Below are 25,284 nucleotides of genomic sequence, written 5' to 3' on the forward strand. Positions count from 1 at the left end.
CGCATTTGTACGTTCGGATATGCCGCCTAGGCGAAAGTGCCGTGGCAGTGTTTGAATTTCTTGCCAGACCCGCACGGGCAGAGCTCGTTGCGGCCGATCTTGCCCCAAGTGGCAGGGTTGTTTGGATCGCGATCTTCCGGCGCTACGACCGCGCCTTGCTCGGCGCGAACCATAAGTGCCGTGTCGCCGAAGTCGTTCTCGCCCGTGGTTGCATCGATATGCTGGCCATAGGTCTCTGGTGCTTGCGGAGGCGGAGCCTCAGCCGCCTGCCTGACCAGTTCGACACGCATCAACTGCGAGGTCACCACTTGGCGCAGGTTGCCGAGCATGGCCTGGAACAGTTCGAAGGCTTCCTGCTTGTATTCCTGCAGCGGGTCGCGCTGGGCATAGCCTCGGAAACCGACCACTGAGCGCAGGTGATCGAGATTGACGATGTGCTCGCGCCACAAATGGTCGAGAGCCTGCAGGACGATCGAACGCTCGACATAGGTCATGACGTCGGGGCCGAAGCGCTCGGCGCGGTCGTTGGCGGCGACATTGACCGCTTCGGTGATGCGCTCGCGGATGTCGTCTTCGGCGATGCCTTCTTCCTTGGCCCACTCGTCGATCGGCAGGTCGAGGTTGAGATACTCGAGTACCTCGGCCTTGAGGCCATCGATATCCCATTGTTCCGGATAGGCATTTTCAGGAATGCCTTTGGCGACGATCTCCTCGATGACGCCGCTGCGCATCTCGGCGACCATCTCGGACAGGCCTTCGCCATCCATGAGGTCGATGCGCTGTTCGAAGACGACCTTGCGCTGGTCGTTGGAGACGTCGTCATACTTCAACAGGTTTTTGCGGATGTCGAAGTTGCGCGCCTCGACCTTGGTCTGCGCCTTTTCGAGGGCCTTGTTGATCCAGGGATGGATGATGGCCTCGTCTTCCTTGAGGCCAAGCTTCTGGAGCATGCCGTCCATGCGCTCTGAACCAAAGATACGCATCAGATCGTCCTGCAGCGACAGGAAGAATTTCGAACGGCCCGGATCGCCCTGACGGCCGGAACGGCCACGCAACTGATTGTCGATGCGGCGCGATTCGTGGCGCTCGGTGGCGAGAACATAGAGCCCGCCGGCGGCGAGCGCCTTTTCCTTCAGCCGCGCCACGTCCTGCTGGATTTCCTTTTCGCGGGCGGTCCGTTCCGGACCTTCGGGCATATCGGCCAGTTCTTCGGCTATGCGCATTTCCGCGTTGCCGCCGAGCTGGATGTCGGTGCCGCGACCGGCCATGTTGGTGGCGATGGTGATGGCACCGGGCTTTCCGGCCTGGGCAACGATCGACGCTTCGCGCTCATGGTGGCGGGCATTGAGGACTTCGAAATCCTTGAAGCCTTCCTTGCGCAGCCGCTCGGCCAGTTGTTCGGATTTTTCAATCGAAGTGGTGCCGACCAGCGTCGGCTGTCCCTTGGCGTGCGCTTCCTTGATCTCGCGCACGATGGCCTTGATCTTCTCCTCGACGGAGCGATAGACCTCATCATCCTCGTCGATGCGCTGCACAGGCAGGTTCGTCGGGATTTCTGTGACTTCCAGGCCGTAGATGTTGCCGAATTCCTCGGCTTCGGTAAGGGCCGTACCGGTCATGCCGGCCAGCTTCTTGTACATGCGGAAGTAGTTCTGGAAGGTGACCGAAGCCAGCGTCTGGTTCTCAGGCTGGATCGTGACGTGCTCCTTGGCCTCAAGCGCCTGGTGCAGGCCTTCGGAATAGCGGCGGCCCGGCATCATGCGTCCGGTGAACTCGTCGATGATGACGATTTCGTCGTTGCGTACAATGTAGTCCTTGTCGCGCTGGAACAGCCGGTGGGCTTTCAAGGCATTGTTGACGTGGTGGACGATGGCCACGTTCTCGATGTCGTAGAGCGAGGAGCCTTTCAAAAGGCCGGCCTCGCGCAGCATGTTTTCGAGCTTTTCGGTGCCTTCCTCGGTGAAGATCGACGTCTTTTGCTTTTCGTCGATTTCGTAGTCGGACGGCACCAGCTTGAGCATGAAGGTGTCGATGGTGTTGTACATTTCCGACCGGTCTTCGAGCGGTCCGGAAATGATCAGCGGCGTACGGGCCTCGTCGATCAGGATCGAGTCGACCTCGTCGACGATCGCGAAATGGTGACCGCGCTGGACCATCTGCACGCGCTCATACTTCATGTTGTCGCGCAGATAGTCGAAGCCAAGCTCGTTGTTGGTGGCATAGGTGATGTCGCAGGCATAGGCCGCGCGGCGTTCCTCGTCGGTAAGGCCGTGGACGATGACGCCTACCGTCAGTCCGAGGAATTTGTAGATACGGCCCATCCAACCCGAGTCGCGCGTGGCGAGGTAGTCGTTGACGGTAACGACGTGGACGCCTTTGCCGGCGAGCGCGTTGAGGTAGACAGGAAGCGTGGCGACCAGCGTCTTGCCTTCACCCGTGCGCATTTCGGCGATGCCGCCGCCATGCAGGACCATGCCGCCGACCAATTGGACGTCGAAGGGCCGCATGCCCAAAACGCGGCGCGCAACCTCGCGAACCGTTGCGAAGGCGGGTACGAGGAGATCGTCCAGAGAGGCGCCATTAGCAAGTTCCTCGCGGAACTTTTGCGTGCGGGCCTTCAATTCGTCATCGGAAAGCGCCTGGATTTCGCTTTCCAGAGCATTGACCGCCTGGACGCGCGCTTTTGTCGACTTGATGCGCCGATCATTGGAGGAGCCGAAAACCTTGCGGGCGAGACCGCCGAGACTGACCATATAATGGCCCTTTCGATTGCAATCCTGAACATTTGCGACTGGAGCCGGATGGCCCCGTCTTATCCGCCTTTGAGCGAAGAAAACACCAAAAAGCGCCCGGAAAACGGTTCTGGACGCAAAGTCGTTGGACAGATAAGAGGGGGCATCACTGATGTCAACGCTGCGCTCTTTTGCTGGAACACGCCAAATTCCGCCACATTCTCACTGATCTGAAAGCCGGCGCTCTCCTCACAATCTCCATTGGAGTCTTTTTCATGTCATTTTCGTCACGCCGCGTTTCGCTTGCCGGTATCGGCATTGCAGTCGGACTGTCGGCTCTTGCGCTGGCGCCGCTTGCGGCCCAGGAAACTGCGCCTGCAACGCCTGCCGTCGAAGCGGCCAAGCCTGTCGATCCGAATGCGGTTGTTGCCACCATCAACGGCCAGACGATCACCGAGGCCGATCTTTCTTTGGCAGAGGGAGAACTTTCGCAGCAATTTGCGCAGCTTCCGCCTGAACAGCGCCGCGCAGCGGCGCTTTCCGCGGCAATCGAGATCAAGGTTCTGGCCGACAAGGCTACTGCCGAAGGGCTCGACAAGGACCCGGATTTCCAGCGTCGCGCCGCTTTCCTCCAGCAGCGCGCGCTGCATGGCTGGATCGTGGAGAAAGAGGTTGTCGGCAAGATCACCGATGCAGAAATCCAGGCGCGTTACGACAAGGAGATCGCCGCAACGCCGCCGGTAAATGAAGTCCATGCCCGTCACATTCTCGTGAAAACCAAGGAAGAAGCCGACGCCATCATCAAGCAGCTCGATGGCGGTGCAGATTTCCAGAAGCTCGCCAACGAGCATACCGCTGATCCGAGCGGCAAGACCAATGGCGGTGACCTCGGCTATTTTGGCCCCGGCCAGATGGTGCCCGAGTTCGAAAAGGCAGCGGCAGGGCTGGAAGTCGGCGCATACAGCAAGGAGCCGGTCCAGACTCAGTTCGGCTGGCACATCATCAAGGTCGAGGACAAGCGTGCACAGCAGCCGCCGGCGTTCGACAAGGTCAAGGAGCAGGTCAAGTCGCTTTTGATCCGCGACAAGTATTTTGCCCTGGTCAAGGAAGCGCGCGCCAACGCCAAGGTGGACATTCCCGATGCCGACCTGAAGAAGGCGATTGATGCTGCTGAAGGTAGCGCGCAGTAAGACTGCTCTCCAATCGACAAAGGCCGGTCGTTGAGACCGGCCTTTTCTTTGCTGGTCGCCTGCGGTTCACTCCGGTTCCGTCCGCTACCGCCGGCCAACGCAAAACGCCTTGCGTGGCGTGGCCGTATGGGGCAAACCGGGCCAATTCCGCGCTATCTGCCCGAGGCTTCCATGTCCGAAACCATTTCGCCGCTTGCCCCCAAGAAATACCCGAAAATGCCTTCTATCGACGGTGTACGCATCGCGACTGCCGAAGCAGGGATCAAGTACAAGGGCCGCACGGACCTGCTCGCCATGGTGTTCGACGCCGGGACAACTGTCGCGGGCGTCTTCACGCGCTCGAAATGCCCATCTGCGCCTGTGGATTTCTGCCGCCAGAACCTTCCGGCAGGCAAGGCGCGCGTGCTGGTGGTGAATTCGGGTAACGCCAATGCGTTTACAGGCAAGCGCGGCCGTGAAACGACCGCCGTGACCGGCGAGGCGGCTGCAAAGGCTGCGCGGTGCACCTCGGGCGAGGTGTTTCTGGCGTCTACGGGCGTCATCGGGGAGCCGCTCGACGCCGGCAAGTTCAGCCACCTCCTCGCCGGGCTGGTCCGCGATGGCAAGGCGGATCAGTGGACCGAAGCCGCCAAGGCCATCATGACCACGGACACCTATCCCAAGGTGGCCACCGCCACGGTCAGACTGGGTGACGCTGACGTCACCATCAACGGCATTGCCAAGGGCGCGGGCATGATCGCCCCCGATATGGCCACCATGCTTTCCTTCGTCGCCACTGACGCGCCGATTTCCGCACCTGTTCTTCAGGACCTTTTGTCTCGCGGCGTCGGCAAGACGTTCAACGCGGTGACCGTCGATTCCGACACATCGACCAGTGACACGCTTTTGCTGTTTGCCACCGGTGCTGCGGCCAAGCGCGGCGTGCCGCCGATCAACGATCCTAAAGATCCGCGCCTTGCTGTCTTGCGCCGGGCGCTTGGAAAGATCCTGAAGACGCTGGCGCTGCAGGTGGTCCGCGACGGCGAGGGTGCGCGCAAGCAGGTTGAAGTCACGGTAACTGGCGCAAAGTCGGCGCGCTCGGCCAAGCGCATCGCGCTTGCCATCGCCAATTCACCCCTGGTGAAAACCGCGGTTGCTGGCGAAGACGCCAATTGGGGGCGCGTCGTCATGGCCGTTGGCAAGGCGGGCGAGCCCGCGGACCGGGACCGCCTCTCTATCTGGTTCGGCAAGAACCGGTTGGCGCACGAAGGCGAACGCGATCCTTCCTATTCGGAGGCGGAAACGTCGGCCTATATGAAGCGTGACGAGATCAGTATCCGCGCCGATATCGGCATCGGTCGTGGCAAGGCAACCGTCTGGACCTGCGATCTCACCAAGGAATATGTCGCGATCAATGGCGACTATCGGAGCTGATTTGTCCGCGATCCATCCATCCGAGCAACTGGCCGCGGTCCGCCGCTATGAAGCGGCTGGCTTCCGGTCGTGGCCCGCGGCGGCCGTCCACTATGATGGAACGTGGGTCATCAGGCTGACTGCAGGGCACCCGGCCAAGCGGTTGAATTCGATAAACCCGCTCGATCCCGGCGACGTCGCCGACATTCCTGAGCGCATCGCGCGTGCCGGCCGACGTTTCGAGGCCTATGGGCGTCCGCTGACCTTTCGCGTCTCGCCACTGTCGGGACCGGAGCTTTCAGCATATTTCGACTCGCAAGGCTGGTCGCGATTCGACGAATCCCTGGTCATGCGGATGTCGCTTTCAGATGCGCCGGTCGATGAGGCGCTCGACCAGATACCGCTGAAAGACATTGGCCGTTTCGTGACGGCTTCGATGAAGGTTCATGACGCCGACCCCTCATTGCGCGCTGGTCTTTCGGAAATCATCGGCGCGATACAGCCGGAAGCCGGGCTGTTTGCGCTGGAAAGCGGCGATGATCCGTTGGCGACGATGATCTGCGTTCACGAAGGGGACCTCGCCGGCCTGTTTGAAATCGCCACGCACGAAGCCGTGCGCAAGCAGGGGCACGGACGCCAACTCATCCTGTCGGCCTTGAAGTGGGCGCGGCTGCGCGGTGCCAAGGAGGCCTGGCTACAGGTCGAGGCAAGCAATGACGCAGCACTTGCTCTCTACAAGAAGCTCGGCTTTCGTGAAGTCTACCACTACCACTACAGGCGGCCGCCCGGATCATGACCATCCCTGAAAATGCGGGAAAACGCCTGCTTCTGGTCACCGCCTGCGCCCTGATCGATGCGGATGGGCGTGTGCTGATCGCGCAGCGCCCCGAAGGTAAGCAGCTTGGCGGCTTATGGGAATTTCCCGGCGGCAAGGTCGAGCCGGGGGAAACGCCGGAGCAATGCCTTATCCGCGAACTGCGCGAAGAACTGGGCATCGAAACCAAGGTCGATTGCCTTGCGCCTCTCACCTTCGCCAGCCACAGCTATGATGATTTTCACCTCTTGATGCCGCTCTACGTGTGCCGGCGCTTTACGGGGATTCCGCAGCCTCACGAAGCGCAGGCCCTGAAATGGGTGAAGCCGCGCCAATTGCGCGACTATCCGATGCCGCCGGCCGATGCGCCGCTGATCCCCTTCCTGATCGATCTCCTGTGAGTTGTGCCGCTTCGGGAATGCCGTCTCCCGCGAGCGTTAATGGAAGATTTATCTTGCCGTGAAAAATTGAGCGAAGCCAGAATCGGCCGCGCAACGGCATTTCCGGGAAGTGTCACATGAATTTCGACAGCGATTGGAACTTGGACCGCCCGGAACGCGGCGTTCGCGTCGTCAAGGCCGGCATGGGCCTGTTGCGGATTACTTTGCTTTTTGGATCGGCTGCCATCGCGCTCGCCCTTTTTGCCACCCCGTACCTGGCTGATCAAAACCGCCAGCAGATTGTCGGTTCGGGGTATGGCGGTCTCGACCTGATGAGCACGGGTTCTATCGGAGCGAACACCTACACCGTCAGGCGCAGCGTGCTGCAAACTTCGCCGAATGCGGTTTGCATCATCCGCGAGAGTGGCGCCCGTAGCGGTGACTGCTGATTTTTCCCAGCCCTTTTGGCTGCTATCTTGAGCGATATTTTTACACCACCGCTTCACTGAGCGTTAAGTGTGTTGCATTAACCTTTCTTAATGGCTGGGTGATAGGTTCGGTTCAACGAGGATCGATAGCTATGGCACGAATTCTTCAGAGATTCCTGAAAGACGAGACCGGCGCGACGGCGATCGAGTACGGCCTGATCGTCGCCATTCTTTCTCTTGCCATTATTGGCGGCGTCGGTGGAGCTGCTGAGTCCCTGACCGAATTGTGGAGTGGCAACAACAGCAAGCTCGCGGAAGCTTTCCGCTAGCCGTCCAACTTCCCTGGATTTTCCAAGGCCTTTGCCAGCGACATCTTTGCCGAGCCCGGCTTGAGCGGTTTTTGCTGCGAGGGATCCGGCGCCCATCCTGACAGCCAGACGATCGCGAAGCTGGCCCTTATGCGCCCATCCGGATCGGAAAAACGTTCGGCATAGATCTCGGCAGTGCGTGCAAAAAGGCGGCGCGTTGCCGGTCGCCTCGAACGGTCGCTCAGAACGCTGGTCTCGCCCATGGCGCGAAGGTCGGCCAAAAGCGCAAACAGATTATCATAGCGCACCGTCACCGTTTCGATGTCTGCAACAGGCAGCGCCAGCCCAGCTCTCTGCAGCAATGCACCGGCATCGCGCACGTCGACGAAGGGGCTGACCCTCGGGCTGATGCCGCCGTAGAGCTCACTTTCGGCTGCGAGCAGGCTTTCGCGCAATTCGTTGAGCGTGCCGGCCCCGGCCATTGCACCCAGAAAGAGCCCGTCGGGCTTCAGCGCGCGACGGACCTGGATGATGAAACCCGGAATGTCGTTCATCGCCTGCATCGACAAGAGCGAAACGGCAAGGTCGAGACTTGCCGGCTCGAATGGCACTGTCTCGGGCGTAGCTACCACTTCCGTCTGGTTGGGTTCGCCAGGCAGGAAGGCCGTGTCCGCCTCCACGCGCACGACTTGGGCAACTTTGTTGCTTTCGGCCAGGACCCGGGCACCCGCAGAGGTTTGGCAAAACAGCGCTGCGCCCTTGTCGAACTTGCGCTGCACGGCGGCGAGGCGATCGGCGAGGTCATCTGCGGCGCGCTTCATAAGAAAATCGGCGCCGGTTACCGGGGGGGAGAGGGCTCGCCGTTTGCGCGCCAGCCATAGCGGAATGTCAAAGATCGTCTGCACGAAAATGTCTCGCTTCAACCGGCGTCTTGTATAGGGTGGGCCGGTACAGAAGTCGCATGGCCGATCCGATGGCTGAGATCAAGCGTTTTGCTCACACGGTTTTGAACTGGCCCGCGCGCATCCTATTTCCGCCGATCTGTGCCGGATGCCGCAGGCATGTTCTCGAGCCCGGCGTCCTTTGCGGTGCATGCTGGTCCAAGCTCAAATTTCTGGAGCGACCGTGGTGTCCGGCAATGGGCACGCCATTCCTGCACGAGATGGGCGAGGGATTTCTTTCCGCCGAAGCCATTGCCGACCCGCCGCCATTCGAGCGCGCACGGGCTTCGGTAATCTATGGCGGCGTTGCACGCGAGATGGTGCAGGGGCTGAAATATCATGACCGCACCGACCTTGCGCCGTGGATGGCCAAGTGGATGATGCGAACAGGCAGCGAACTCGTTGCGGATGCCGAGGTGATCGTTCCGGTGCCGCTGCATTGGCGACGTTTCTTCAGGCGCAAGTTCAACCAGTCGGCGGAGCTGGCGCGAGCCATTTCCAAACTGAGCGCCGTGCCGCTTGTGCCTGACGCCTTGAAGCGCGTGAAGCTTACACGGCAACAAGTCGGACTGGAACGCAAGGAGCGGGAAGCCAATGTACGCGGGGCCTTCCGCGTGCCGCCGGAAGCGGAAATCACTATTGCCGGGCGGCGGGTGCTTTTGATCGACGATGTCTACACGACAGGGGCCACAGTCGGTGCCGCCACCCGGGCGCTGAGGAAAGGTGGTGCGGCGGCTGTCGATGTTCTCACTTTTGCGCGCGTTCTGCCCGGGGACTTTCGAGCCGACGAAACAACGCCTATATAAGCCTCGTAACAAAGACAGGATTGTTGACCCATGGTCGACGTGACAATTTATACGCGTGCAATGTGCGGCTACTGCTCGGCAGCCAAACGGCTTCTTGAAAAGAAGGGCGTTGCATATACCGAGCATGATGCATCTTTCTCGCCTGATTTGCGCCGGGAGATGATTTCGCGCGCCAATGGCCGCACGACCTTTCCGCAGATTTTTATCGGATCGACCCATGTCGGCGGCTGCGATGATCTGCACTCGTTGGAAGCTGAGGGCAGACTTGATACACTGCTTGCCAACGGTACGTTTGCTTGAGGTAGGATCATGGGTGTTTTCAAGGCCGCCGCCGTTCAGATGCGCTCCGGCACAAGTGTTGATCGCAATGCAGCGGATATGGAGCGGCTGATCCGCGAGGCCGCTGCTCAGGGTGCGACCTATGTCCAGACGCCCGAGATGACCGGCGCTCTTTTGCGCGACAAGGAAGCGCGTGCAGCCTCGTTCGTATCCGAGGACCGCGACCTGGTAGTTTCGACCGCGCGGCGGCTGGCCAGTGAACTCGGTATCTTCCTGCATATCGGTTCGACCGCGATCCTGCGCGCCGATGGCAAGATCGCCAATCGTGCGCTTTTGTTTTCGCCGGAAGGCAAGACGCTGGCGTCCTACGACAAGATCCATATGTTCGACGTCGATCTCGACAATGGCGAGAGCTGGCGCGAATCCGCTGCTTACGAACCGGGCACCCAGGCGGTCGTCTCTGAAGTGAACGGCGCGAAGCTTGGCTTTGCCGTGTGCTACGACTTGCGTTTTCCGCAGCTTTTCAGGTCGGAAGCGCTTGCCGGCGCTGAAGTGCTGACTGTCCCCGCAGCTTTCACTCGCCAGACGGGCGAAGCCCATTGGCATGTCTTGTTGCGCGCCCGGGCTATCGAGAACGGTGCGTTCGTGGTTGCTGCGGCACAGGGCGGACTGCACGAAGATGGCCGCGAGACCTACGGTCATTCGCTGATCATCGACCCTTGGGGCCGAATTCTTGCCGAGGCCAATCATGACGAACCGGGCGTGATCGTTGCCGAAATCGATCCGTCGCAATCGGCTGCGGCGCGGCGCAAGGTCCCGAATCTGAAGAACGCTCGGGAGTTTTCCGTGCGTGTTGCTGGCAGCGACGTGCATCTAAGGGGAGCGGCTTCTTGATCCGCTTTTCCCTGATATGCGACAGTGAGCACGAATTCGAGGCCTGGTTCCGCTCCAGCGACGATTTCGAAACGCAAAAGAAGCGCGGTTTCGTCGATTGTCCGTCCTGCGGTTCGCATAAGGTCGAAAAGGCGCTGATGGCGCCTGCCGTCTCGACAGCGCGCAAACAGGAGAAGGTTGCCCTTGCCATGGGCGAGGAACAACGCCGGATGATGACGCAGATGAAGGCCATCGCCGAAAAGATCCGCTCCAATGCCGACTATGTCGGAGACAAGTTCGCCGAGGAAGCCCGCAAGATTCACTTCGGCGAGGTCGATCAGCGCGGCATTTATGGTGAAGCGACACTCGAAGAGGCCAAGAGCTTGGCCGAAGACGGCGTCGATTTCATTCCGGTGCCGGTCTTCCCTGAAGACCAGAACTGACCCCCTGCTTTTACCGATGCTGGCGCATTCGCGTTGCGATGCGTTTCCTGCCTAGTACGCGACGGGAATGGCGGAGCAATCATGAAATCCATCTGGGATTCGGCACTTGGCTTGCTGGTGATCACGGGTGCGTTGCTCGGCCTGGCGCTTCCATTCGGCAAGATTGCGACCGATGCAGGTGTCGAAGGCATTGTCTGGGCCTTCGTGATTTCTGCCGGGGCAGGAAGCGTTCTTTTGTGTTCGCTGCTGCTCGGCGGCAAGCCGATCAGGCTTAGCGGGCACAAGCTGCGCTATTTTACGGTCACCGCAACCGTATCCTATGCCATACCCAATCTTTTGATGTTCTCGGCCATCAGCCATCTGGGGGCGGGATATACCGGCATCATGTTCACCCTGTCGCCCATTATCACCTTGGTGTTCTCGATCATGCTGGGTGTCAGACGTCCCAATGTCTTGGGCATTGTCGGAATCATCATTGGCTTTGCGGGCGCGGTCATGGTGGCGGCGACGCGCGGCGAGGCAGGCCAGCCGGCTGATCCCGTGTGGGTCGTCGCGGGACTGCTGATCCCGGTCAGCCTGGCTGTCGGAAATATCTACAGAACCTGGGACTGGCCCGGCGATACCGGCCCGATCGAGCTTGCTGTCGGCAGCCATCTTGCGGCTGCCGTCATGTTGCTCGTCGCGATCATTGTCCTGCGGGGCGGCGCTGCGTTTGCCCCGCTGGCTGCGGTTCCGGTAGTCGTCGCCGCACAAGTCGTTTCGGCCTCGACGATGTTCGTTTTTTTCTTCCGGCTGCAGGCCGTCGGAGGCCCGGTCTATCTCAGCCAGATCGGCTATGTCGCTGCTGCAATTGGCCTTTTTTCCGGACTTATCTTCCTCAGTGAGCACTATCAGTGGCTGACATGGGTGGGAGCGGTGGTGATCGCTGCGGGAGTAGTCGTCACCACCAAGGCGCAGTGCCAGGAGAAAAGCCTGGAGTAAGCGTTACGCAGCTGCTTTCTCGGCCAGCACCATGTAGTTGACGTCCATGTCCTTGGAGCGCTGCCAGCGGTCCGCAAGCGGATTGTAGATGACGCCGGTGCGGTCGGTAATCGCAAGGCTGGCGTTGGTCAGCGCCTTTTCCAGTTCCTCGGGACGCACGAGCTTGCCGAACTGGTGGGTGCCGCGCGGCAGCCAGCGCAGCACATATTCCGCGCCGATGATGGCGAGGCCGAGCGCCTTCAAGGTGCGGTTGATGGTGGCGACGAACATGATGCCGCCGGGCTTGACCATCTCGCCGCATTTGGAGACGAAAAGATCGACGTCGGCAACGTGCTCGACCACTTCCATGTTGAGCACGACATCGAATTTCTCGCCTGCATCGGCAAGTTCTTCCGCAGTCGTTGCGCGATAGTCGACATCGACGCCGGATTCGGTTGCGTGCAGCTTTGCAACTTCGATGTTGGTCGCAGAGGCGTCAGCGCCGACCACTTCGGCGCCGAGCCTTGCCATCGGTTCGCACAACAGCCCGCCGCCGCAGCCGATGTCGAGGATGCGCAAGCCGTCAAACGGCCTTGCCTCGCGCGGGTCGCGGCCGAAACGCTGGGCAACCTGATCGCGGATATAAGCGAGCCGTACGGGATTGAATTTGTGCAATGGGCGGAATTTGCCGTTCGGGTTCCACCATTCGGCGGCAAGCGCCGAAAAGCGCTCTACTTCACCGGCATCGATGGTCGATCGTCGGGTGTCGGGCATGTCCTGGTCTCCGTGGGAGCCATAGGAAGTCGGGCGTGAGCGGGCGAATGTCAAGGCGACAATTTTTCAGGGCCGAGGCGCGGTCTCCTGTCGCTTGCACACAGGGGTTGTTTTGGCTAAGGAGGCCGCGCATCGGGGTTTGCATTTAGCAAGCACTCAAAACCATTCATTTCGGGCCGTTCGGCTCGGCATCCAAAGGCATTCCGCTCCCATGGCGCGTATCGTGATGAAATTCGGCGGGACTTCGGTCGCCGACATCGCCCGCATCCGCAATGTCGCGCGTCATGTCAAACGCGAGGTCGATGCCGGACACGAAGTTGCCGTGGTGGTTTCGGCGATGGCAGGCAAGACCAATGAACTGGTTGCCTGGACGCGTGAAGCTTCGCCCATGCACGATGCGCGTGAATATGACGCCGTGGTCGCATCGGGCGAGCAGGTCACGGCTGGACTTCTGGCTATCACCTTGCAGAACATGGGCGTACACGCCCGCTCATGGCTCGGTTGGCAAATCCCGATCCGGACCGACAATGCGCATGGCGCTGCCCGCATCACCGATATCGACGGCTCTTTCCTGATCAAGCGCTTCGGCGAGGGGCAGGTTGCGGTTGTGGCCGGCTTCCAGGGCCTCGGCCCGGACAATCGCATCGCAACGCTCGGTCGTGGCGGCTCCGATACCAGCGCGGTCGCGATCGCTGCTGCGGTCAAGGCGGATCGTTGTGATATCTATACCGATGTCGATGGCGTCTACACGACGGACCCGCGCGTCGAGCCGAAGGCGCGCCGGCTGGCGAAGATTTCGTTCGAGGAAATGCTCGAAATGGCTTCGCTCGGCGCCAAGGTGCTGCAGGTTCGCTCTGTCGAACTCGCCATGGTGCATAAGGTGCGCACCTTCGTGCGCTCGTCTTTCGACGATCCGGACGCACCCGGTATGGGGGATCTGATCAATCCGCCTGGAACGCTTATTTGCGACGAGGATGAAATCGTGGAACAGCAGGTCGTCACAGGAATTGCCTACGCCAAGGACGAGGCACAGATTTCGTTGCGCCGCGTCGCCGATCGGCCGGGCGTCGCCGCCGGGATTTTTGGCCCGCTGGCGGATGCCGGCATCAATGTGGACATGATCGTCCAGAACATCTCCGAGGACGGTAAATCGACCGACATGACCTTTACGGTACCGTCGGGAGACGTCGGCAAGGCGCTCACGGTTCTGGAAAAGGTCAAGGAAACAGTCGGTTTCGATGCTGTCCAGCATGATGACGGCATGTCGAAAGTGTCGGTCATCGGCATCGGCATGAGAAGCCATACCGGCGTTGCGGCGACCGCGTTCAAGGCGCTGTCGGAGAAGTCGATCAACATCCGCGCCATCACGACATCGGAGATCAAAATCTCCATCCTGATCGACGGGCCTTATACAGAGCTTGCAGTTCGCACGCTCCATTCCGTATACGGTCTAGATAAGCAATAAGGGCGTAGGAGTCTGTTGTTGCGTTGACTACCGGCGGGCAGGGGCGCCCGCTGGTTTGAAGCCATTGGAGAATGTGCCGCGATGCGTGAAACGGCCGTCGGCCCACGCGTTTTGCTGAAACGGCTCCGCGAGCTCATGCAAGAGCCGCTTGAGCCGCAGGAGCGGCTTGACCGGATTGTCCGCGACATTGCTTCGAACATGGTCGCCGAAGTCTGCTCGCTCTATGTGCTGCGCGCCGATTCCGTGCTCGAACTCTACGCTACCGAGGGTCTCAACCCCAACGCCGTGCACTTGGCGCAGTTGCGTCTGGGCCAAGGCTTGGTCGGAACAATTGCGGCAAGCGCCCGTTCGCTCAACCTGTCCAATGCGCAGGAGCATCCGGCATTCGCCTACCTTCCGGAAACGGGAGAGGAAATCTACAGCTCCTTCCTCGGCGTTCCGGTACTGAGGGCCGGCCGCACGCTTGGCGTTCTGGTCGTCCAGAACAAGACCATGCGGACCTATCGCGACGATGAGGTCGAGGCGCTGGAAACCACCGCAATGGTGATCGCCGAGATGATCGCCACAGGCGATCTGGCCCGGCTGACGCGGCCCGGGCTCGAACTCGACCTTAAGCGGCCGGCCAGTTTCGGGGGCGTTTCGTTCAATGACGGCATCGGCCTTGGCCATGTGGTGCTGCACGAGCCGCGCATCGTCGTCACCAACCTGTTCAACGAAGACAGCGAAGATGAAGTCCGCCGTCTTGCGGCCGCACTCGGTTCGCTCAGGCTTTCCATCGACGACATGCTGGAACGCCGCGACGTGGCCTTCGAAGGCGAGCATCGCGAGGTGCTGGAAGCCTATCGCATGTTCGCCAACGATCGCGGCTGGGTGCGCCGGCTGGAAGAGGCGATCCGCAACGGCCTGACCGCCGAGGCGGCGGTGGAAAAAGTGCAAAGCGACATGCGCGCCCGCATGATCCACATGACCGACCCCTACCTGCGCGAGCGGATGAGCGATTTCGACGATCTCGCCAACCGGCTGCTGCGCCAGTTGATGGGGCGCGGACCGGACGATGTCGCTGCGTCCCTGCCGAAGGATGCGATCATCGTGGCCCGCTCGATGGGCGCGGCAGAACTGCTCGACTATCCGCGCGACAAGCTGCGGGGCCTCGTGCTGGAAGATGGTGCTGCGACCAGCCATGTCGTCATCGTGGCGCGCGCCATGGGCATTCCGGTGGCAGGACAGGTCAAGGGCGCGGTCTCCATGGCCGAAAATGGCGATGCCATCATCGTCGACGGCGAGGAGGGCACCGCGCATCTTCGGCCACAGCCCGATCTCGAGGCGGCCTATGCCGAGAAGGTGCGGTTCAGGGCGCGCCGGCAGGAACTCTATCGGGAACTGCGCAACAAGCCTTCCGTTTCAGCGGACGGCGTTCCGGTCGATCTGTTGATGAATGCGGGCCTGATGGTCGACCTGCCGCAACTTGCCGAATCTGGTGCGAGCGGCATCGGCCTGTTCAGGACCGAACTGCAATTCATGGTGGCTTCGACCTTCCCGCGCGCCGAAGCGCAGGAAGAGCTTTATCGCGACGTGCTCGATGCGGCGCGAGGCAAGCCGGTCACCTTCCGCACCATCGACATCGGCGGCGACAAGGTGCTGCCCTATTTCAAGAACACGGCGCAGGAGGAAAATCCTGCACTTGGCTGGCGGGCGATCCGGCTGACGCTAGATCGCCCGGGACTGCTCAGGACGCAGATCCGCGCGCTTCTCAAGGCCGCCGGCGGGCGCGAACTGAAAGTGATGCTGCCGATGGTCACCGAACTCGGGGAGATCGTGCAGGCGCGCGAGATAATCGACCGGGAAGTGCGGCACCTGTCGCGCTTCGCCCATCTTCTGCCGACCAGCCTGAAACTCGGCGCCATGCTGGAGGTGCCGTCGCTGCTGTTCCAGCTCGACGAGTTGATGAAGGCGGTCGATTTCGTTTCGGTCGGCTCCAACGACCTGTTCCAGTTCGTCATGGCGGTCGATCGCGGCAACACACAGGTTTCGGATCGGTTCGACCCATTGTCGGTGCCGTTCCTGCGTGTCTTGAAGCAGATCGCGGATGCCGGCCGGCGCAACCATACTTCGGTGACGCTGTGCGGCGAACTGGCCGGCAAGCCGATTTCGGCCATGGCGCTGCTCGGCCTCGGTTTCCGCTCGATCTCGATGTCGCCGGCATCGGTCGGCCCGGTGAAGGCGATGTTGTGCGAATTGCCGATTGCCGAGCTGGAAGCCTTCTTCGAGGACAATTTGTCGGCACCGGCAAACGGCATTCCAATGCGGGCGCTGTTGCAGGCGTTTGCCGACGACCGTTCCATCCCCCTTTGAGATTCACGTGAATCTGACCGAAGTTCCAAAAATATGACCAATCTACCCCGAGACCGCATGGACCAGGTCGTCAAACGCCTGGAGATGCTTGAGGCACAGATGGCTGCCGGCCCGGCGGCTGACGCCTATGTGAAAATGGCGTCGGAATATGCCGACATTCAGGACCTTGTCGCCAAGATCCGGGAGTTGCGGGCTGCCGAACAGGAAGAAGCCGACCTCTCCGCCATGCTGGCGGACAAGGCGACGGATGCGGAGATGCGGGAATTGGCGGAAGCCGATCTGCCAAGCGTCAAGGAGCGCATCGAGACCCTGCAAAAGGATATCCAGATCCTGCTGCTGCCCAAGGACGCTGCCGACGACCGCAACGCCATCCTCGAAATCCGTGCTGGCACCGGCGGCGACGAAGCCGCGCTTTTCGCCGGCGACCTCTATCGCATGTATGAGCGCTATGCGGCATCCAGAGGCTGGCGTTTCGAGACGGTGTCGGCCAGCGAGGGCGAGGTTGGCGGCTACAAGGAAATTTTCGCCGCGGTCTCCGGCAAGGGCGTGTTTGCCCATCTGAAGTTCGAGTCCGGCGCACACCGCGTGCAGCGCGTTCCGGAAACGGAGGCGCAAGGCCGCATCCACACCTCTGCTGCCACCGTTGCCGTACTGCCGGAAGCGGAAGAAGTGGACATCGAGATTCGCCCCGAGGATATCCGCATCGACACGATGCGCGCATCGGGATCGGGCGGACAGCACGTCAACACGACGGACTCTGCCGTGCGCATCACGCATTTGCCGACCGGCATCATGGTTGTGCAGGCGGAGAAGTCACAACACCAGAACCGGGCGCGGGCCATGCAGATTCTGCGTGCGCGCCTTTATGACCTGGAGCGCAGCCGGGCCGATGAGGAACGCTCCGAATCGCGCAAGGCGCAGGTTGGCTCGGGCGATCGTTCGGAGCGCATCCGCACCTATAACTTCCCGCAAGGTCGGGTGACCGACCACCGCATCAACCTGACGCTCTACAAGCTTGACCGGGTGATGATGGGAGAGCTCGACGAAATCGTGAACGCGTTGATCGCCGACCATCAGTCGAAACTGCTTGCCGACATTTCCGAGGGCTGACGCTGTTTTTGCCAGAAGATAGTGCGGCGACATTGGCGGTTGTTCACCGGGCCGCCCGGGCGCGCCTGGCAGTCGGGGGAATAGAAGACGCTGGATTGGATGCGCGGCTTCTGGTCGAGCATTTTTCCGGCACATCGCGGACCGATGCGATTGTCGATCCCGAGCGCAGGGTCGAGGTGGATGCCGTTGTGGCGATCGATCAGGCGCTGGAGCGGCGGATCGCGGGCGAACCGGTTCACCGCATCCTTGGATTTCGCGAATTCTATGGTCTGCGCCTGGCGTTGTCGTCCGAGACGCTGGAGCCGCGACCCGACACGGAGACTCTGGTCGATGCCTTGCTGCCATTTGTGAAGGCAATTGCGGCGCGCGAAGGCCGATGCCGGATTGTCGATATGGGAACAGGTACGGGGGCGATTGCGCTGGCGCTGTTGAGCGCCGAGCAGCAGGCCGAAGCGACCGGGGTCGACATCTCCGAAGATGCGCTTGCGACCGCCCAAGCCAACGCCAACGCGCTTGGGTTTTCGGACCGGTTCACCGCAACAAGGTCCGACTGGTTTGGGGGAGTTTCGGGGCGGTACCATGTAATCGCCTCAAATCCTCCCTATATTACATCCGACGAAATCGAGACCTTGCAAACGGAAGTTCGCGCCTTCGATCCGCTTCGTGCGCTGGACGGCGGGAGCGATGGTCTTGAGGCCTACCGCATCATTGCGAGCCAAAGTGCCGGCCATCTGGAACCGGGTGGGGTCGTTGGCGTCGAAATCGGCAATACGCAGAAGGTGGACGTAACTCGACTGTTCGAAGATGCCGGCTTTACTGCGCTTCAGGCGCTCTGCGACCTCGGTGGAAACGATCGCGTGCTGGTGTTTACCTATCCGCAAAAAGGCTGACCGTCCGCGACGAAATAACGCTTGGCAAGCTTTGGGAATATATATAGGGTCACCGCGACCGGATGAGACGAAGCTGGCAGTGCTCCTAGCGATTCGGTTCCCTTGGAAATAGCTGCCCTCTTGTGCAATTGACGCTAGAGCTTCGTGCGGGAATCAACCGGCAAGTGTTATGTGGCCAAAACAGGGTGGCACGTGGCGCCAACGCAATCGATGCGGGCGAACACCGGCGGGATGACGAAACGGCTGGCCGCATGAGCGCCGCCTTTCGCGATGGATTTTTCAAGATATTCAAACTGAAGAGAGTCTGATGAGGCCACAACAGCAGAACAGACGCATGCGCGGTCGCAACAACAATGGCGGCGGCAACAACAATAACAACAACAACAATCGAAAGGGGCCCAATCCTCTCAGCCGCAACTACGAGAGTAACGGCCCAGACGTCAAAATCCGCGGTTCCGCCCAACAGATCGCCGAGAAATATGCCGCTCTTGCCCGTGACGCGATGAGCTCCGGCGACAGGGTCATGGCTGAGAACTACCTACAGCACGCAGAACACTACAACCGCATCATCGCTGCCGCCCAGGCGCAGATGCCGATCCAGCAGGTCCAGCACAATCGCGACGAGTTCGACGATGACGGCGAGGATGAGCGCGACGATTTCGACGGCAACGTCAATGGCAATGAAAGCCAGGTTTCGGCCAATAACGGTTCGGGCCCCCAGCCCGTCATCGAGGGCACGCCGGCAGAGGTTGCGCTTAATTCCGAGAATACCGCCGAAAATCGCGGCAACCGCGACAATCGTGAAAATGGCGGCGGACGTAACCGCGAGCGCCGGCCGGGCGGATACAACCAGAATGGCCAGCGCGGTGAATTTCGCCAGCGCAATGACCAGGACAACGCTCACAACCTAGCGCAGCCCGAAGCGCCCGCGACGCCTGGCGAAAACGCCCAGCCTGTCGAGGCGGTGGTGGTCGAAAACCTCGGACCGGCGGCATTGGCCGCTCAGGCCGAACTCAATGAAGCTGCCCCCGCTGAGGAAGCTGCGCCGCGCCGTCCGCGTCGCCCGCGCCGTCCGCGGGTGAGTGCAGATGAAGCTGCCGGCAGCGCCGGCGAGCCGGAAGCAGCGGTTTCCGAATCCTGATTTTTCGGGCATCTGCAAAAATTATCCGGCGGGGAGAAATCCCCGCCGGTTTTGTTTTCAGGCTTCATTGAGGTTGCGGGCGAGATTTTAATATCGCCAGCCTGCCAGCTTCTTGAGGCGAAGGGGTTCGTGTACCATATCAGTCGAGAACTGGACCCGGCCCATTGGGCGGGTTCGTCACCGCAATCTGATCCGGTGCCGCAGAGCGGGCCGGTGATGGAAGGAGACAGACATGAATCTTGAGAAGTATTCTGAGCGCGTGCGCGGCTTCATCCAGTCCGCGCAGCAGTATGCGCTCAACCGCAATCACCAGCAATTCACCCCCGAACATATCCTCAAGGCGCTGATCGATGATGACGAAGGTTTTGCCGCTTCGCTGATCGAGCGGGCCGGTGGGCGTGCGCGCGACGTGGAAGTCAGCATCGATGCAGCGCTTGATTCCCTGCCCAAGGTCGAAGGCGGCAATGGCCAGCTCTATCTGGCGCAGCCGCTCGCAAAGGTTTTCTCGACCGCTGAGGACATTGCCAAGAAGGCCGGCGATAGTTTTGTGACGGTGGAGCGCCTTTTGCAGGCGCTGGCCATGGAGAAGTCGGCAAAGACGGCGGACATCCTGACCAAGGCCGGCGTGACGCCGCAGGCGCTCAACCAGGTCATCAACGATATGCGCAAGGGCCGCACCGCCGATTCGGCAAGCGCGGAGCAGGGCTATGATGCGCTCAAGAAATATGCCCGTGACCTGACTGCCGACGCCCGTGCGGGCAAGCTTGATCCGGTCATCGGCCGTGACGACGAAATCCGCCGCACCATCCAGGTCCTGTCGCGGCGTACCAAGAACAATCCGGTTCTCATCGGCGAGCCCGGTGTCGGCAAGACTGCGATTGCCGAGGGGCTGGCGCTGCGAATCGTTAATGGCGACGTGCCCGAATCGCTCAAGGACAAGCAGTTGATGGCGCTCGACATGGGCGCGCTGATTGCCGGCGCGAAATACCGCGGCGAATTCGAGGAGCGGCTGAAGGCCGTTTTGTCCGAAGTCACGTCCGCTGCCGGCGGCATCATCCTGTTCATCGACGAGATGCACACGCTGGTGGGCGCCGGCAAGGCGGATGGCGCCATGGATGCGTCGAACCTGCTGAAGCCTGCCTTGGCACGCGGTGAACTGCATTGCGTCGGTGCGACCACGCTCGACGAATACCGCAAGCATGTGGAAAAAGATCCGGCGCTGGCTCGTCGCTTCCAGCCGGTGTTTGTCGATGAACCGACTGTCGAAGACACGGTGTCGATCCTGCGCGGACTTAAGGAGAAGTATGAGCAGCACCACAAGGTGCGCATCTCCGATTCGGCGCTCGTGTCGGCTGCCACGCTTTCTAACCGCTACATTGCCGACCGCTTCTTGCCCGACAAGGCCATCGACCTTGTCGACGAGGCGGCTTCGCGGCTTCGCATGCAGGTCGATTCCAAGCCGGAAGCGCTGGACGAGATCGACCGCCGCATCATGCAGCTCAAGATCGAGCGCGAAGCGCTCAAGGTCGAGAAGGACGAGGCCTCGAAGGATCGGCTGGTGCGGCTCGAAAAGGAGCTTGCCGGTCTCGAGGAAGAATCGACAGCACTCACGTCCAAGTGGCAGTCGGAGAAGCAGAAGCTCGGCCTTGCCGCCGATCTCAAGAAGGAACTGGATGAGGTTCGCAACGAACTGGCCATTGCCCAGCGCAAGGGCGAGTTCCAGCGCGCCGGCGAACTTGCCTATGGCAAGATACCGGAACTGGAAAAGCAGTTGACGGAGGCCGAAGCGCGCGACGGCCAGGGTGGCGGCATGGTCGAGGAAGTGGTTACGCCCGACCACGTCGCCCACATCGTGTCGCGCTGGACCGGCATTCCGGTGGACAAGATGCTGGAAGGCGAGCGGGACAAGTTGCTGCGCATGGAAGACGAGATCGGCAAGCGCGTGGTCGGCCAGGGCGAGGCGGTGCAAGCCGTTTCGAAGGCGGTGCGCCGTGCGCGCGCCGGCTTGCAAGACCCGAATCGGCCGATCGGCTCGTTCATGTTCCTCGGCCCAACCGGCGTCGGCAAAACCGAACTCACCAAGGCGCTGGCCTCGTTCCTGTTCGACGACGAGAGCGCAATGGTGCGCATCGACATGTCGGAATTCATGGAAAAGCATTCGGTGTCGCGTCTTATCGGCGCTCCTCCCGGTTATGTCGGCTATGAGGAAGGTGGTGCCTTGACCGAAGCCGTCCGGCGTCGGCCCTATCAGGTCGTGCTGTTCGACGAGATCGAGAAGGCGCATCCGGATGTCTTCAATGTGCTGTTGCAGGTTCTCGACGACGGACGCCTGACCGACGGTCAGGGTCGCACGGTCGATTTCCGCAACACGCTGATCATTATGACCTCGAACCTTGGATCAGAATATCTGGTCAACCTGACCGAAGATCAGGACGTCGATCTTGTACGCGACGATGTCATGAACGTCGTCAAGGCGTCGTTCAGGCCTGAATTCCTCAATCGCGTCGATGAGATCATCCTGTTCCACCGGCTGCGCCGCAAGGACATGGACCGGATCGTCGAGATCCAGCTCAAGCGGCTGGAAGCGCTGCTTGCCGACCGCAAGATTCGCCTCGACCTCGATGCGGATGCCATCGATTGGCTGGCTGGCAAGGGCTATGAACCGGTCTATGGCGCGCGTCCGCTGAAGCGCGTGCTTCAAAAGGAGTTGCAGGACCCGCTCGCCGAAAAGATTCTCGGCGGCGACATCCTCGACGGTTCGACCGTGAAGGTGACGGCCGGTTCGGATCGCTTGAACTTCCGCTCCAAGCCAACCGTGGTCGAGGATGCGGAAAAGGCCGCGTAAGCTCCGGGCAATCGCCTGATGCCATACCAGATGGCCGCAGCAATGCGGCCATCTTCATGCCCGGTTCATGTTGGAACCTTAATCTGGATGGCTGGTTTTTAAGGTGTTCGCGCACCTTAGTTCTTTAACCGCTCAAATTGAGCGGCACGAAATGCACCGGAGAGCTTGGCCTGCATGTTGCGCATGATCTTTTCGCTTTCAGCGGTTGCTGCGGCGCTTTTCTCGACCTGTGCGACTGCCTCGCAAAATGACGACAATGTGCGCGGCACAGCCCCGAAAGACGCCAGCGGCGCCATCGTCGTTGCACAGAACGGCGACTATGAAGTCTATTATGATGGCCGTGGAAACCGCGTCATCGTCGACCCTGTTACCGGCGAGGTTGTGGCGGTCCAGCCGCCGCAGACGAGGCTTGACCGGCGGGCGCTGCGCCGTCAACAGGCGCGGCAGTTCGATCGTGAGCCTCCCGGAGAAGATCGTTACTATCTTGATGACCCGGAGGACATGGCGCGCTTCCGGCGCAGGCAGTTGGAAGAACAGGGGCGCGTGATCGCGCCGCCTGTCGATGAATACGATACCTACGGCGACCCGGGTGGAGTCTTCCCAGATGCGCCCGGCATTGAGCGCTATCCGAATACTGAGGAACCCGACCAGTCAGAGGTAACGCGCGTGCAGCCGGCGGAACCGAAGCAACTCGAGGAAGCTTCAATCCAACCCACGCAACCTGAAGAGACGATAACCGAGCCCGTTGCCCCCGGTTCGGCGGCAAAGGTCGATTCGTCGCTTTCGATCGGCGCGCGCGAGGAAATCGCTGCCTTGCAGGCCCTGCTCGACCGTGCCGGCGCTTCGCCCGGTGTCATTGACGGGCGTTTCGGCTCAAATGTCGACAAGGCGCTTGCCGCTTACCGTGAGATTACCGGTAGTCCTCTGAAGTCCACCGATGCGGTCGGCATCACCGAGGCTCTTGCAAATAGCGGCGGCGATGCCTTTGCTTCCTATACGATCACGCCTGAAGATGCCGCCGGCCCTTACGTTGCTTCCATTCCGGAAGACTACAGCCAGAAGGCACAGTTGGAACGGATGGCGTTTACCTCGGTGACCGAAGCGATCGCCGAGCGCTTCCACATGGACGAGAACTATCTGAAGGCGATCAATCCGGGCGTTAACTTCAACCGGCCGGGGACGATCATCAAGGTCGCCAATTTCGGCAGGCTGGTCAGCAAGCCGGTGGCGAGGATTCTTGCCGACAAGGCCAAGAAGCAAGTGTTCGCCTATGGCGAGGATGGCAATCTGGTTGCGGCCTATCCGGCAACCATCGGTTCGACCGATACGCCTTCGCCGTCCGGCATTCATGCCGTTTCGCGCATAGCCGTGAACCCGAACTACACCTACAACCCCAACCTCAACTTCAAGCAGGGCAACAACGACAAGATCCTCACCATCCCTCCTGGCCCCAACGGCCCGGTCGGCTCGATCTGGATCGCGCTCGACAAGCCGACCTATGGCATTCACGGCACGCCGGAACCGTCCAAGATCGGCAAGACCGAGAGCCATGGCTGTATCCGCTTGACCAATTGGGACGCGACGGAACTGGCAAAGCTGGTGAAGCCCGGCGTGACCGTCGAGTTCGTGGACTGAACGAATCATCCAGGATTGCGGGCTCTTGGCATACGTGGCCTGATTGCCGGGGAACGGTTGAGGGTTTAATCGTGGGGGATGCAATCGGCACTCCCTGCAACTGATACGGTTTTGCCTCCGAACGGCTCGGCAGAGCGCTCGTTTTGCCCGCAAAGCCAGCGCAAGTTCGTGCTGATATCGGCGATCCTGGCATCGGCGCTCGGGTTTATCGATGGCTCGGTGCTGGCCATTGCCATCCCGGCGATCCGCGTCGACCTCGGCGCAAGCCTTGTCGAGGCGCAGTGGATTTCCAACGCCTATGCGCTGACCTTGTCGGCGCTCATCCTCGCGGGCGGAACGGCGGGCGACCGGTTCGGGCTGCGCCGCGTGTTCACGGTGGGCATTGCTTTCTTCGTTGTCGCGTCAATGGCGTGCGTCGTCGCGCCCGATCCTGTCGTGCTCATTGCATGCCGGGCCATTCAGGGCATCGGCGCGGCGATCATGGTGCCATGCAGCCTCGCCATCATCGCCAAGGCCTATCCGAAAAAGGAGCGGGGCAAGGCAATCGGCATATGGGCCGCTGCCTCGGCCTTGACCACTTCGCTTGGACCGATCCTTGGCGGCCTGGTTCTATCGGCGTTCGGCGACGGAATCTGGCGCGCCATATTCGCCATCAACCTGCCCCTGGGCGGCTTGGCGATTTTCCTTTTGCTGACGAAAGTGCCGGACGACGTGCCGACGGAAAAGCGTTCGCTGGATCTCGGCGGCGCGGCGTTGGCAACCGTGGCGTTCGGTTCGATGGCTTACGGGCTGACATCGATGAGCAGCGAAAGCGCTGGCGGTGCGACCAGCCACAGTCTTGTCGCCGTGGTAGCCGGGCTTGTTGTGCTCGCGGCTTTCATATGGTGGGAACGACGCCAAAGTGAACCGATGATCGAGCTTGGCCTGTTTGCCAACCGCGCATTCTCGGGTGCCAACATCGTTACATTCTTCCTGTATTTTTCCCTGTCCGCCATCCTGTTTTACCTGCCCATGCTGCTTATCGCCGGATGGGGTTTGAACACGGCAGTGGTCGGCTTCACATTCGTGCCGCTCTCCGTGGCAATCGCGGTGTTGTCGGGTCCGGTCGGAAACCTGTCAGATCGCGTCGGGCCGCGTTTTCCGATCGCTGCCGGCAGCCTGCTTGTTGCCGTGGCATTTGCCGGGGCGGCCGTGACGGTTGGAATGGGCGTCCGCGATTTCTGGCTCGGCATCTTTCCGTTCATGGTGGTCATGGGGATCGGCATGGCGCTGGTGGTGTCGCCGCTATCGACGGCGATCATGACCTCGGTCGAAGACAGGGACACAGGTGCGGCCTCCGGCATCAACAATGCCGTTTCGCGCATAGGCGGCCTGATGGCCGTCGCCGCCATGGGATCGGTCGCGGCCTTTGCCTATGGCTGGGCACTCGGACCGCAAGGTGTCGAGGCAATGCCGGGATTCGGCGAGCCGCTGACCGCTTCCATCGGGGAAGGTCTCGACGCGGTCCGCATTGCTGCGAGCGACTT

The 25,284-nt window shown here is 61.0% G+C and carries 23 protein-coding genes (1 of these 23 cut by a window edge); 20 read left to right on the plus strand and 3 right to left on the minus strand.

The window, feature by feature from the left end; genetic code table 11:
• Positions 1–26: 26 nt before the first annotated feature.
• Positions 27–2,753 carry a preprotein translocase subunit SecA gene (secA, locus tag ACODTY_RS09755; RefSeq protein WP_488994097.1) on the minus strand — a complete coding sequence of 909 codons (2,727 nt, stop codon included), beginning with the start codon at positions 2,751–2,753 and terminating at the stop codon, positions 27–29.
• Positions 2,754–2,756: 3 nt separating this feature from the next.
• Here secA and ACODTY_RS09760 point away from each other — a divergent pair, with 3 nt between their 5' ends.
• From ACODTY_RS09760 to ACODTY_RS09790, 7 genes are all read left to right on the plus strand, one after another.
• On the plus strand, positions 2,757–2,966 hold the full coding sequence (locus ACODTY_RS09760; protein WP_488994098.1) for a hypothetical protein: 210 nt from the start codon (positions 2,757–2,759) through the stop codon (positions 2,964–2,966).
• A 41-nt stretch (positions 2,967–3,007) separates the two neighbouring features.
• Positions 3,008–3,922: a peptidylprolyl isomerase gene (locus tag ACODTY_RS09765; protein ID WP_488994099.1), complete on the plus strand. Its 915-nt coding sequence runs from the start codon at positions 3,008–3,010 to the stop codon at positions 3,920–3,922.
• A gap of 171 nt (positions 3,923–4,093) precedes the next feature.
• On the plus strand, positions 4,094–5,335 hold the full coding sequence (gene argJ / locus ACODTY_RS09770) for a bifunctional glutamate N-acetyltransferase/amino-acid acetyltransferase ArgJ (RefSeq protein WP_488994100.1): 1,242 nt from the start codon (positions 4,094–4,096) through the stop codon (positions 5,333–5,335).
• The gene (locus ACODTY_RS09775) at positions 5,316–6,110 is read left to right on the plus strand and encodes a GNAT family N-acetyltransferase (RefSeq protein ID WP_488994101.1); all 795 of its coding nucleotides are present in this window, start codon (positions 5,316–5,318) and stop codon (positions 6,108–6,110) included. The genes argJ and ACODTY_RS09775 overlap by 20 nt, the downstream gene beginning before the upstream one ends.
• A complete protein-coding gene (gene mutT, locus ACODTY_RS09780; RefSeq protein WP_488994102.1) occupies positions 6,107–6,529 on the plus strand; it encodes an 8-oxo-dGTP diphosphatase MutT in 423 nt (140 codons plus the stop codon). Before ACODTY_RS09775 ends, mutT begins: the two co-directional genes overlap by 4 nt.
• 116 nt (positions 6,530–6,645) lie before the next feature.
• A complete protein-coding gene (locus ACODTY_RS09785; protein ID WP_488994103.1) occupies positions 6,646–6,957 on the plus strand; it encodes a hypothetical protein in 312 nt (103 codons plus the stop codon).
• A gap of 131 nt (positions 6,958–7,088) precedes the next feature.
• A complete protein-coding gene (locus ACODTY_RS09790) occupies positions 7,089–7,265 on the plus strand; it encodes a Flp family type IVb pilin (RefSeq protein WP_488994104.1) in 177 nt (58 codons plus the stop codon).
• Here ACODTY_RS09790 and ACODTY_RS09795 read toward each other — a convergent pair.
• Positions 7,262–8,149 carry a methyltransferase domain-containing protein gene (locus ACODTY_RS09795; RefSeq protein ID WP_488994105.1) on the minus strand — a complete coding sequence of 296 codons (888 nt, stop codon included), beginning with the start codon at positions 8,147–8,149 and terminating at the stop codon, positions 7,262–7,264. The two genes, ACODTY_RS09790 and ACODTY_RS09795, sit on opposite strands and share 4 nt — an antisense overlap.
• Before the next feature lie 56 nt (positions 8,150–8,205).
• Here ACODTY_RS09795 and ACODTY_RS09800 point away from each other — a divergent pair, with 56 nt between their 5' ends.
• From ACODTY_RS09800 to ACODTY_RS09820, 5 genes are all read left to right on the plus strand, one after another.
• Entirely contained in the window at positions 8,206–8,991 is a 786-nt protein-coding gene (locus ACODTY_RS09800; RefSeq protein ID WP_488994106.1) for a ComF family protein, read from the plus strand.
• A gap of 30 nt (positions 8,992–9,021) precedes the next feature.
• Complete coding sequence (gene grxC / locus ACODTY_RS09805; RefSeq protein WP_488994107.1) at positions 9,022–9,291, plus strand: glutaredoxin 3; 270 nt, start codon at positions 9,022–9,024, stop codon at positions 9,289–9,291.
• A gap of 9 nt (positions 9,292–9,300) precedes the next feature.
• Complete coding sequence (locus tag ACODTY_RS09810; RefSeq protein WP_488994108.1) at positions 9,301–10,164, plus strand: carbon-nitrogen hydrolase family protein; 864 nt, start codon at positions 9,301–9,303, stop codon at positions 10,162–10,164.
• On the plus strand, positions 10,161–10,586 hold the full coding sequence (locus tag ACODTY_RS09815; RefSeq protein WP_488994109.1) for a DUF1178 family protein: 426 nt from the start codon (positions 10,161–10,163) through the stop codon (positions 10,584–10,586). The genes ACODTY_RS09810 and ACODTY_RS09815 overlap by 4 nt, the downstream gene beginning before the upstream one ends.
• Positions 10,587–10,667: 81 nt before the next feature.
• Positions 10,668–11,567 (plus strand): DMT family transporter, encoded by a 900-nt coding sequence (locus tag ACODTY_RS09820; protein WP_488994110.1) that lies wholly within the window; start codon positions 10,668–10,670, stop codon positions 11,565–11,567.
• 3 nt (positions 11,568–11,570) lie between these two features.
• Here ACODTY_RS09820 and ubiG read toward each other — a convergent pair whose 3' ends face one another.
• Positions 11,571–12,320, minus strand: a complete 750-nt coding sequence (gene ubiG, locus ACODTY_RS09825; protein WP_488994111.1) for a bifunctional 2-polyprenyl-6-hydroxyphenol methylase/3-demethylubiquinol 3-O-methyltransferase UbiG — start codon at positions 12,318–12,320, stop codon at positions 11,571–11,573.
• 211 nt (positions 12,321–12,531) lie between these two features.
• On the opposite strand from ubiG, the gene ACODTY_RS09830 reads away from it, so the two are divergent.
• The 8 genes from ACODTY_RS09830 to ACODTY_RS09865 form a co-directional block, all read left to right on the plus strand.
• Positions 12,532–13,785: an aspartate kinase gene (locus ACODTY_RS09830; protein WP_488994112.1), complete on the plus strand. Its 1,254-nt coding sequence runs from the start codon at positions 12,532–12,534 to the stop codon at positions 13,783–13,785.
• Between the two features lie 81 nt (positions 13,786–13,866).
• Positions 13,867–16,137, plus strand: coding sequence for a phosphoenolpyruvate--protein phosphotransferase (ptsP, locus tag ACODTY_RS09835; RefSeq protein WP_488994113.1), 2,271 nt, complete (start codon positions 13,867–13,869; stop codon positions 16,135–16,137).
• A gap of 33 nt (positions 16,138–16,170) precedes the next feature.
• Positions 16,171–17,247, plus strand: coding sequence for a peptide chain release factor 1 (gene prfA, locus ACODTY_RS09840; protein ID WP_488994114.1), 1,077 nt, complete (start codon positions 16,171–16,173; stop codon positions 17,245–17,247).
• 8 nt (positions 17,248–17,255) lie between these two features.
• On the plus strand, positions 17,256–18,137 hold the full coding sequence (prmC, locus tag ACODTY_RS09845) for a peptide chain release factor N(5)-glutamine methyltransferase (protein ID WP_488994115.1): 882 nt from the start codon (positions 17,256–17,258) through the stop codon (positions 18,135–18,137).
• 334 nt (positions 18,138–18,471) lie between these two features.
• Positions 18,472–19,278 (plus strand): DUF4167 domain-containing protein, encoded by an 807-nt coding sequence (locus ACODTY_RS09850; RefSeq protein WP_488994116.1) that lies wholly within the window; start codon positions 18,472–18,474, stop codon positions 19,276–19,278.
• A gap of 232 nt (positions 19,279–19,510) precedes the next feature.
• On the plus strand, positions 19,511–22,123 hold the full coding sequence (clpB, locus tag ACODTY_RS09855; protein ID WP_488994117.1) for an ATP-dependent chaperone ClpB: 2,613 nt from the start codon (positions 19,511–19,513) through the stop codon (positions 22,121–22,123).
• Positions 22,124–22,297: 174 nt separating this feature from the next.
• Positions 22,298–23,758: a L,D-transpeptidase family protein gene (locus tag ACODTY_RS09860; protein WP_488994118.1), complete on the plus strand. Its 1,461-nt coding sequence runs from the start codon at positions 22,298–22,300 to the stop codon at positions 23,756–23,758.
• A 78-nt stretch (positions 23,759–23,836) separates the two neighbouring features.
• On the plus strand, positions 23,837–25,284 hold the 5' portion of the coding sequence (locus ACODTY_RS09865; RefSeq protein WP_488994119.1) for an MFS transporter. The gene runs 124 nt beyond the window's last position; only the first 1,448 of its 1,572 coding nucleotides appear in the window; its start codon is at positions 23,837–23,839; its stop codon lies beyond the right edge, outside the window.

The sequence above is a fragment of the Mesorhizobium sp. FG116 genome (assembly GCF_057809835.1).

Bases quoted from the DNA above. Each gene is read 5' to 3' on its own strand.
- secA (WP_488994097.1), bottom strand. From the start codon at position 2,753: ATGGTCAGTCTCGGCGGTCTCGCCCGCAAGGTTTTCGGCTCCTCCAAT.
- ACODTY_RS09760 (WP_488994098.1), top strand. From the start codon at position 2,757: ATGGCCCTTTCGATTGCAATCCTGAACATTTGCGACTGGAGCCGGATG.
- ACODTY_RS09765 (WP_488994099.1), top strand. From the start codon at position 3,008: ATGTCATTTTCGTCACGCCGCGTTTCGCTTGCCGGTATCGGCATTGCA.
- argJ (WP_488994100.1), top strand. From the start codon at position 4,094: ATGTCCGAAACCATTTCGCCGCTTGCCCCCAAGAAATACCCGAAAATG.
- ACODTY_RS09775 (WP_488994101.1), top strand. From the start codon at position 5,316: ATGGCGACTATCGGAGCTGATTTGTCCGCGATCCATCCATCCGAGCAA.
- mutT (WP_488994102.1), top strand. From the start codon at position 6,107: ATGACCATCCCTGAAAATGCGGGAAAACGCCTGCTTCTGGTCACCGCC.
- ACODTY_RS09785 (WP_488994103.1), top strand. From the start codon at position 6,646: ATGAATTTCGACAGCGATTGGAACTTGGACCGCCCGGAACGCGGCGTT.
- ACODTY_RS09790 (WP_488994104.1), top strand. From the start codon at position 7,089: ATGGCACGAATTCTTCAGAGATTCCTGAAAGACGAGACCGGCGCGACG.
- ACODTY_RS09800 (WP_488994106.1), top strand. From the start codon at position 8,206: ATGGCCGATCCGATGGCTGAGATCAAGCGTTTTGCTCACACGGTTTTG.
- grxC (WP_488994107.1), top strand. From the start codon at position 9,022: ATGGTCGACGTGACAATTTATACGCGTGCAATGTGCGGCTACTGCTCG.
- ACODTY_RS09810 (WP_488994108.1), top strand. From the start codon at position 9,301: ATGGGTGTTTTCAAGGCCGCCGCCGTTCAGATGCGCTCCGGCACAAGT.
- ACODTY_RS09820 (WP_488994110.1), top strand. From the start codon at position 10,668: ATGAAATCCATCTGGGATTCGGCACTTGGCTTGCTGGTGATCACGGGT.
- ubiG (WP_488994111.1), bottom strand. From the start codon at position 12,320: ATGCCCGACACCCGACGATCGACCATCGATGCCGGTGAAGTAGAGCGC.
- ACODTY_RS09830 (WP_488994112.1), top strand. From the start codon at position 12,532: ATGGCGCGTATCGTGATGAAATTCGGCGGGACTTCGGTCGCCGACATC.
- ptsP (WP_488994113.1), top strand. From the start codon at position 13,867: ATGCGTGAAACGGCCGTCGGCCCACGCGTTTTGCTGAAACGGCTCCGC.
- prfA (WP_488994114.1), top strand. From the start codon at position 16,171: ATGACCAATCTACCCCGAGACCGCATGGACCAGGTCGTCAAACGCCTG.
- ACODTY_RS09850 (WP_488994116.1), top strand. From the start codon at position 18,472: ATGCGCGGTCGCAACAACAATGGCGGCGGCAACAACAATAACAACAAC.
- clpB (WP_488994117.1), top strand. From the start codon at position 19,511: ATGAATCTTGAGAAGTATTCTGAGCGCGTGCGCGGCTTCATCCAGTCC.
- ACODTY_RS09860 (WP_488994118.1), top strand. From the start codon at position 22,298: ATGTTGCGCATGATCTTTTCGCTTTCAGCGGTTGCTGCGGCGCTTTTC.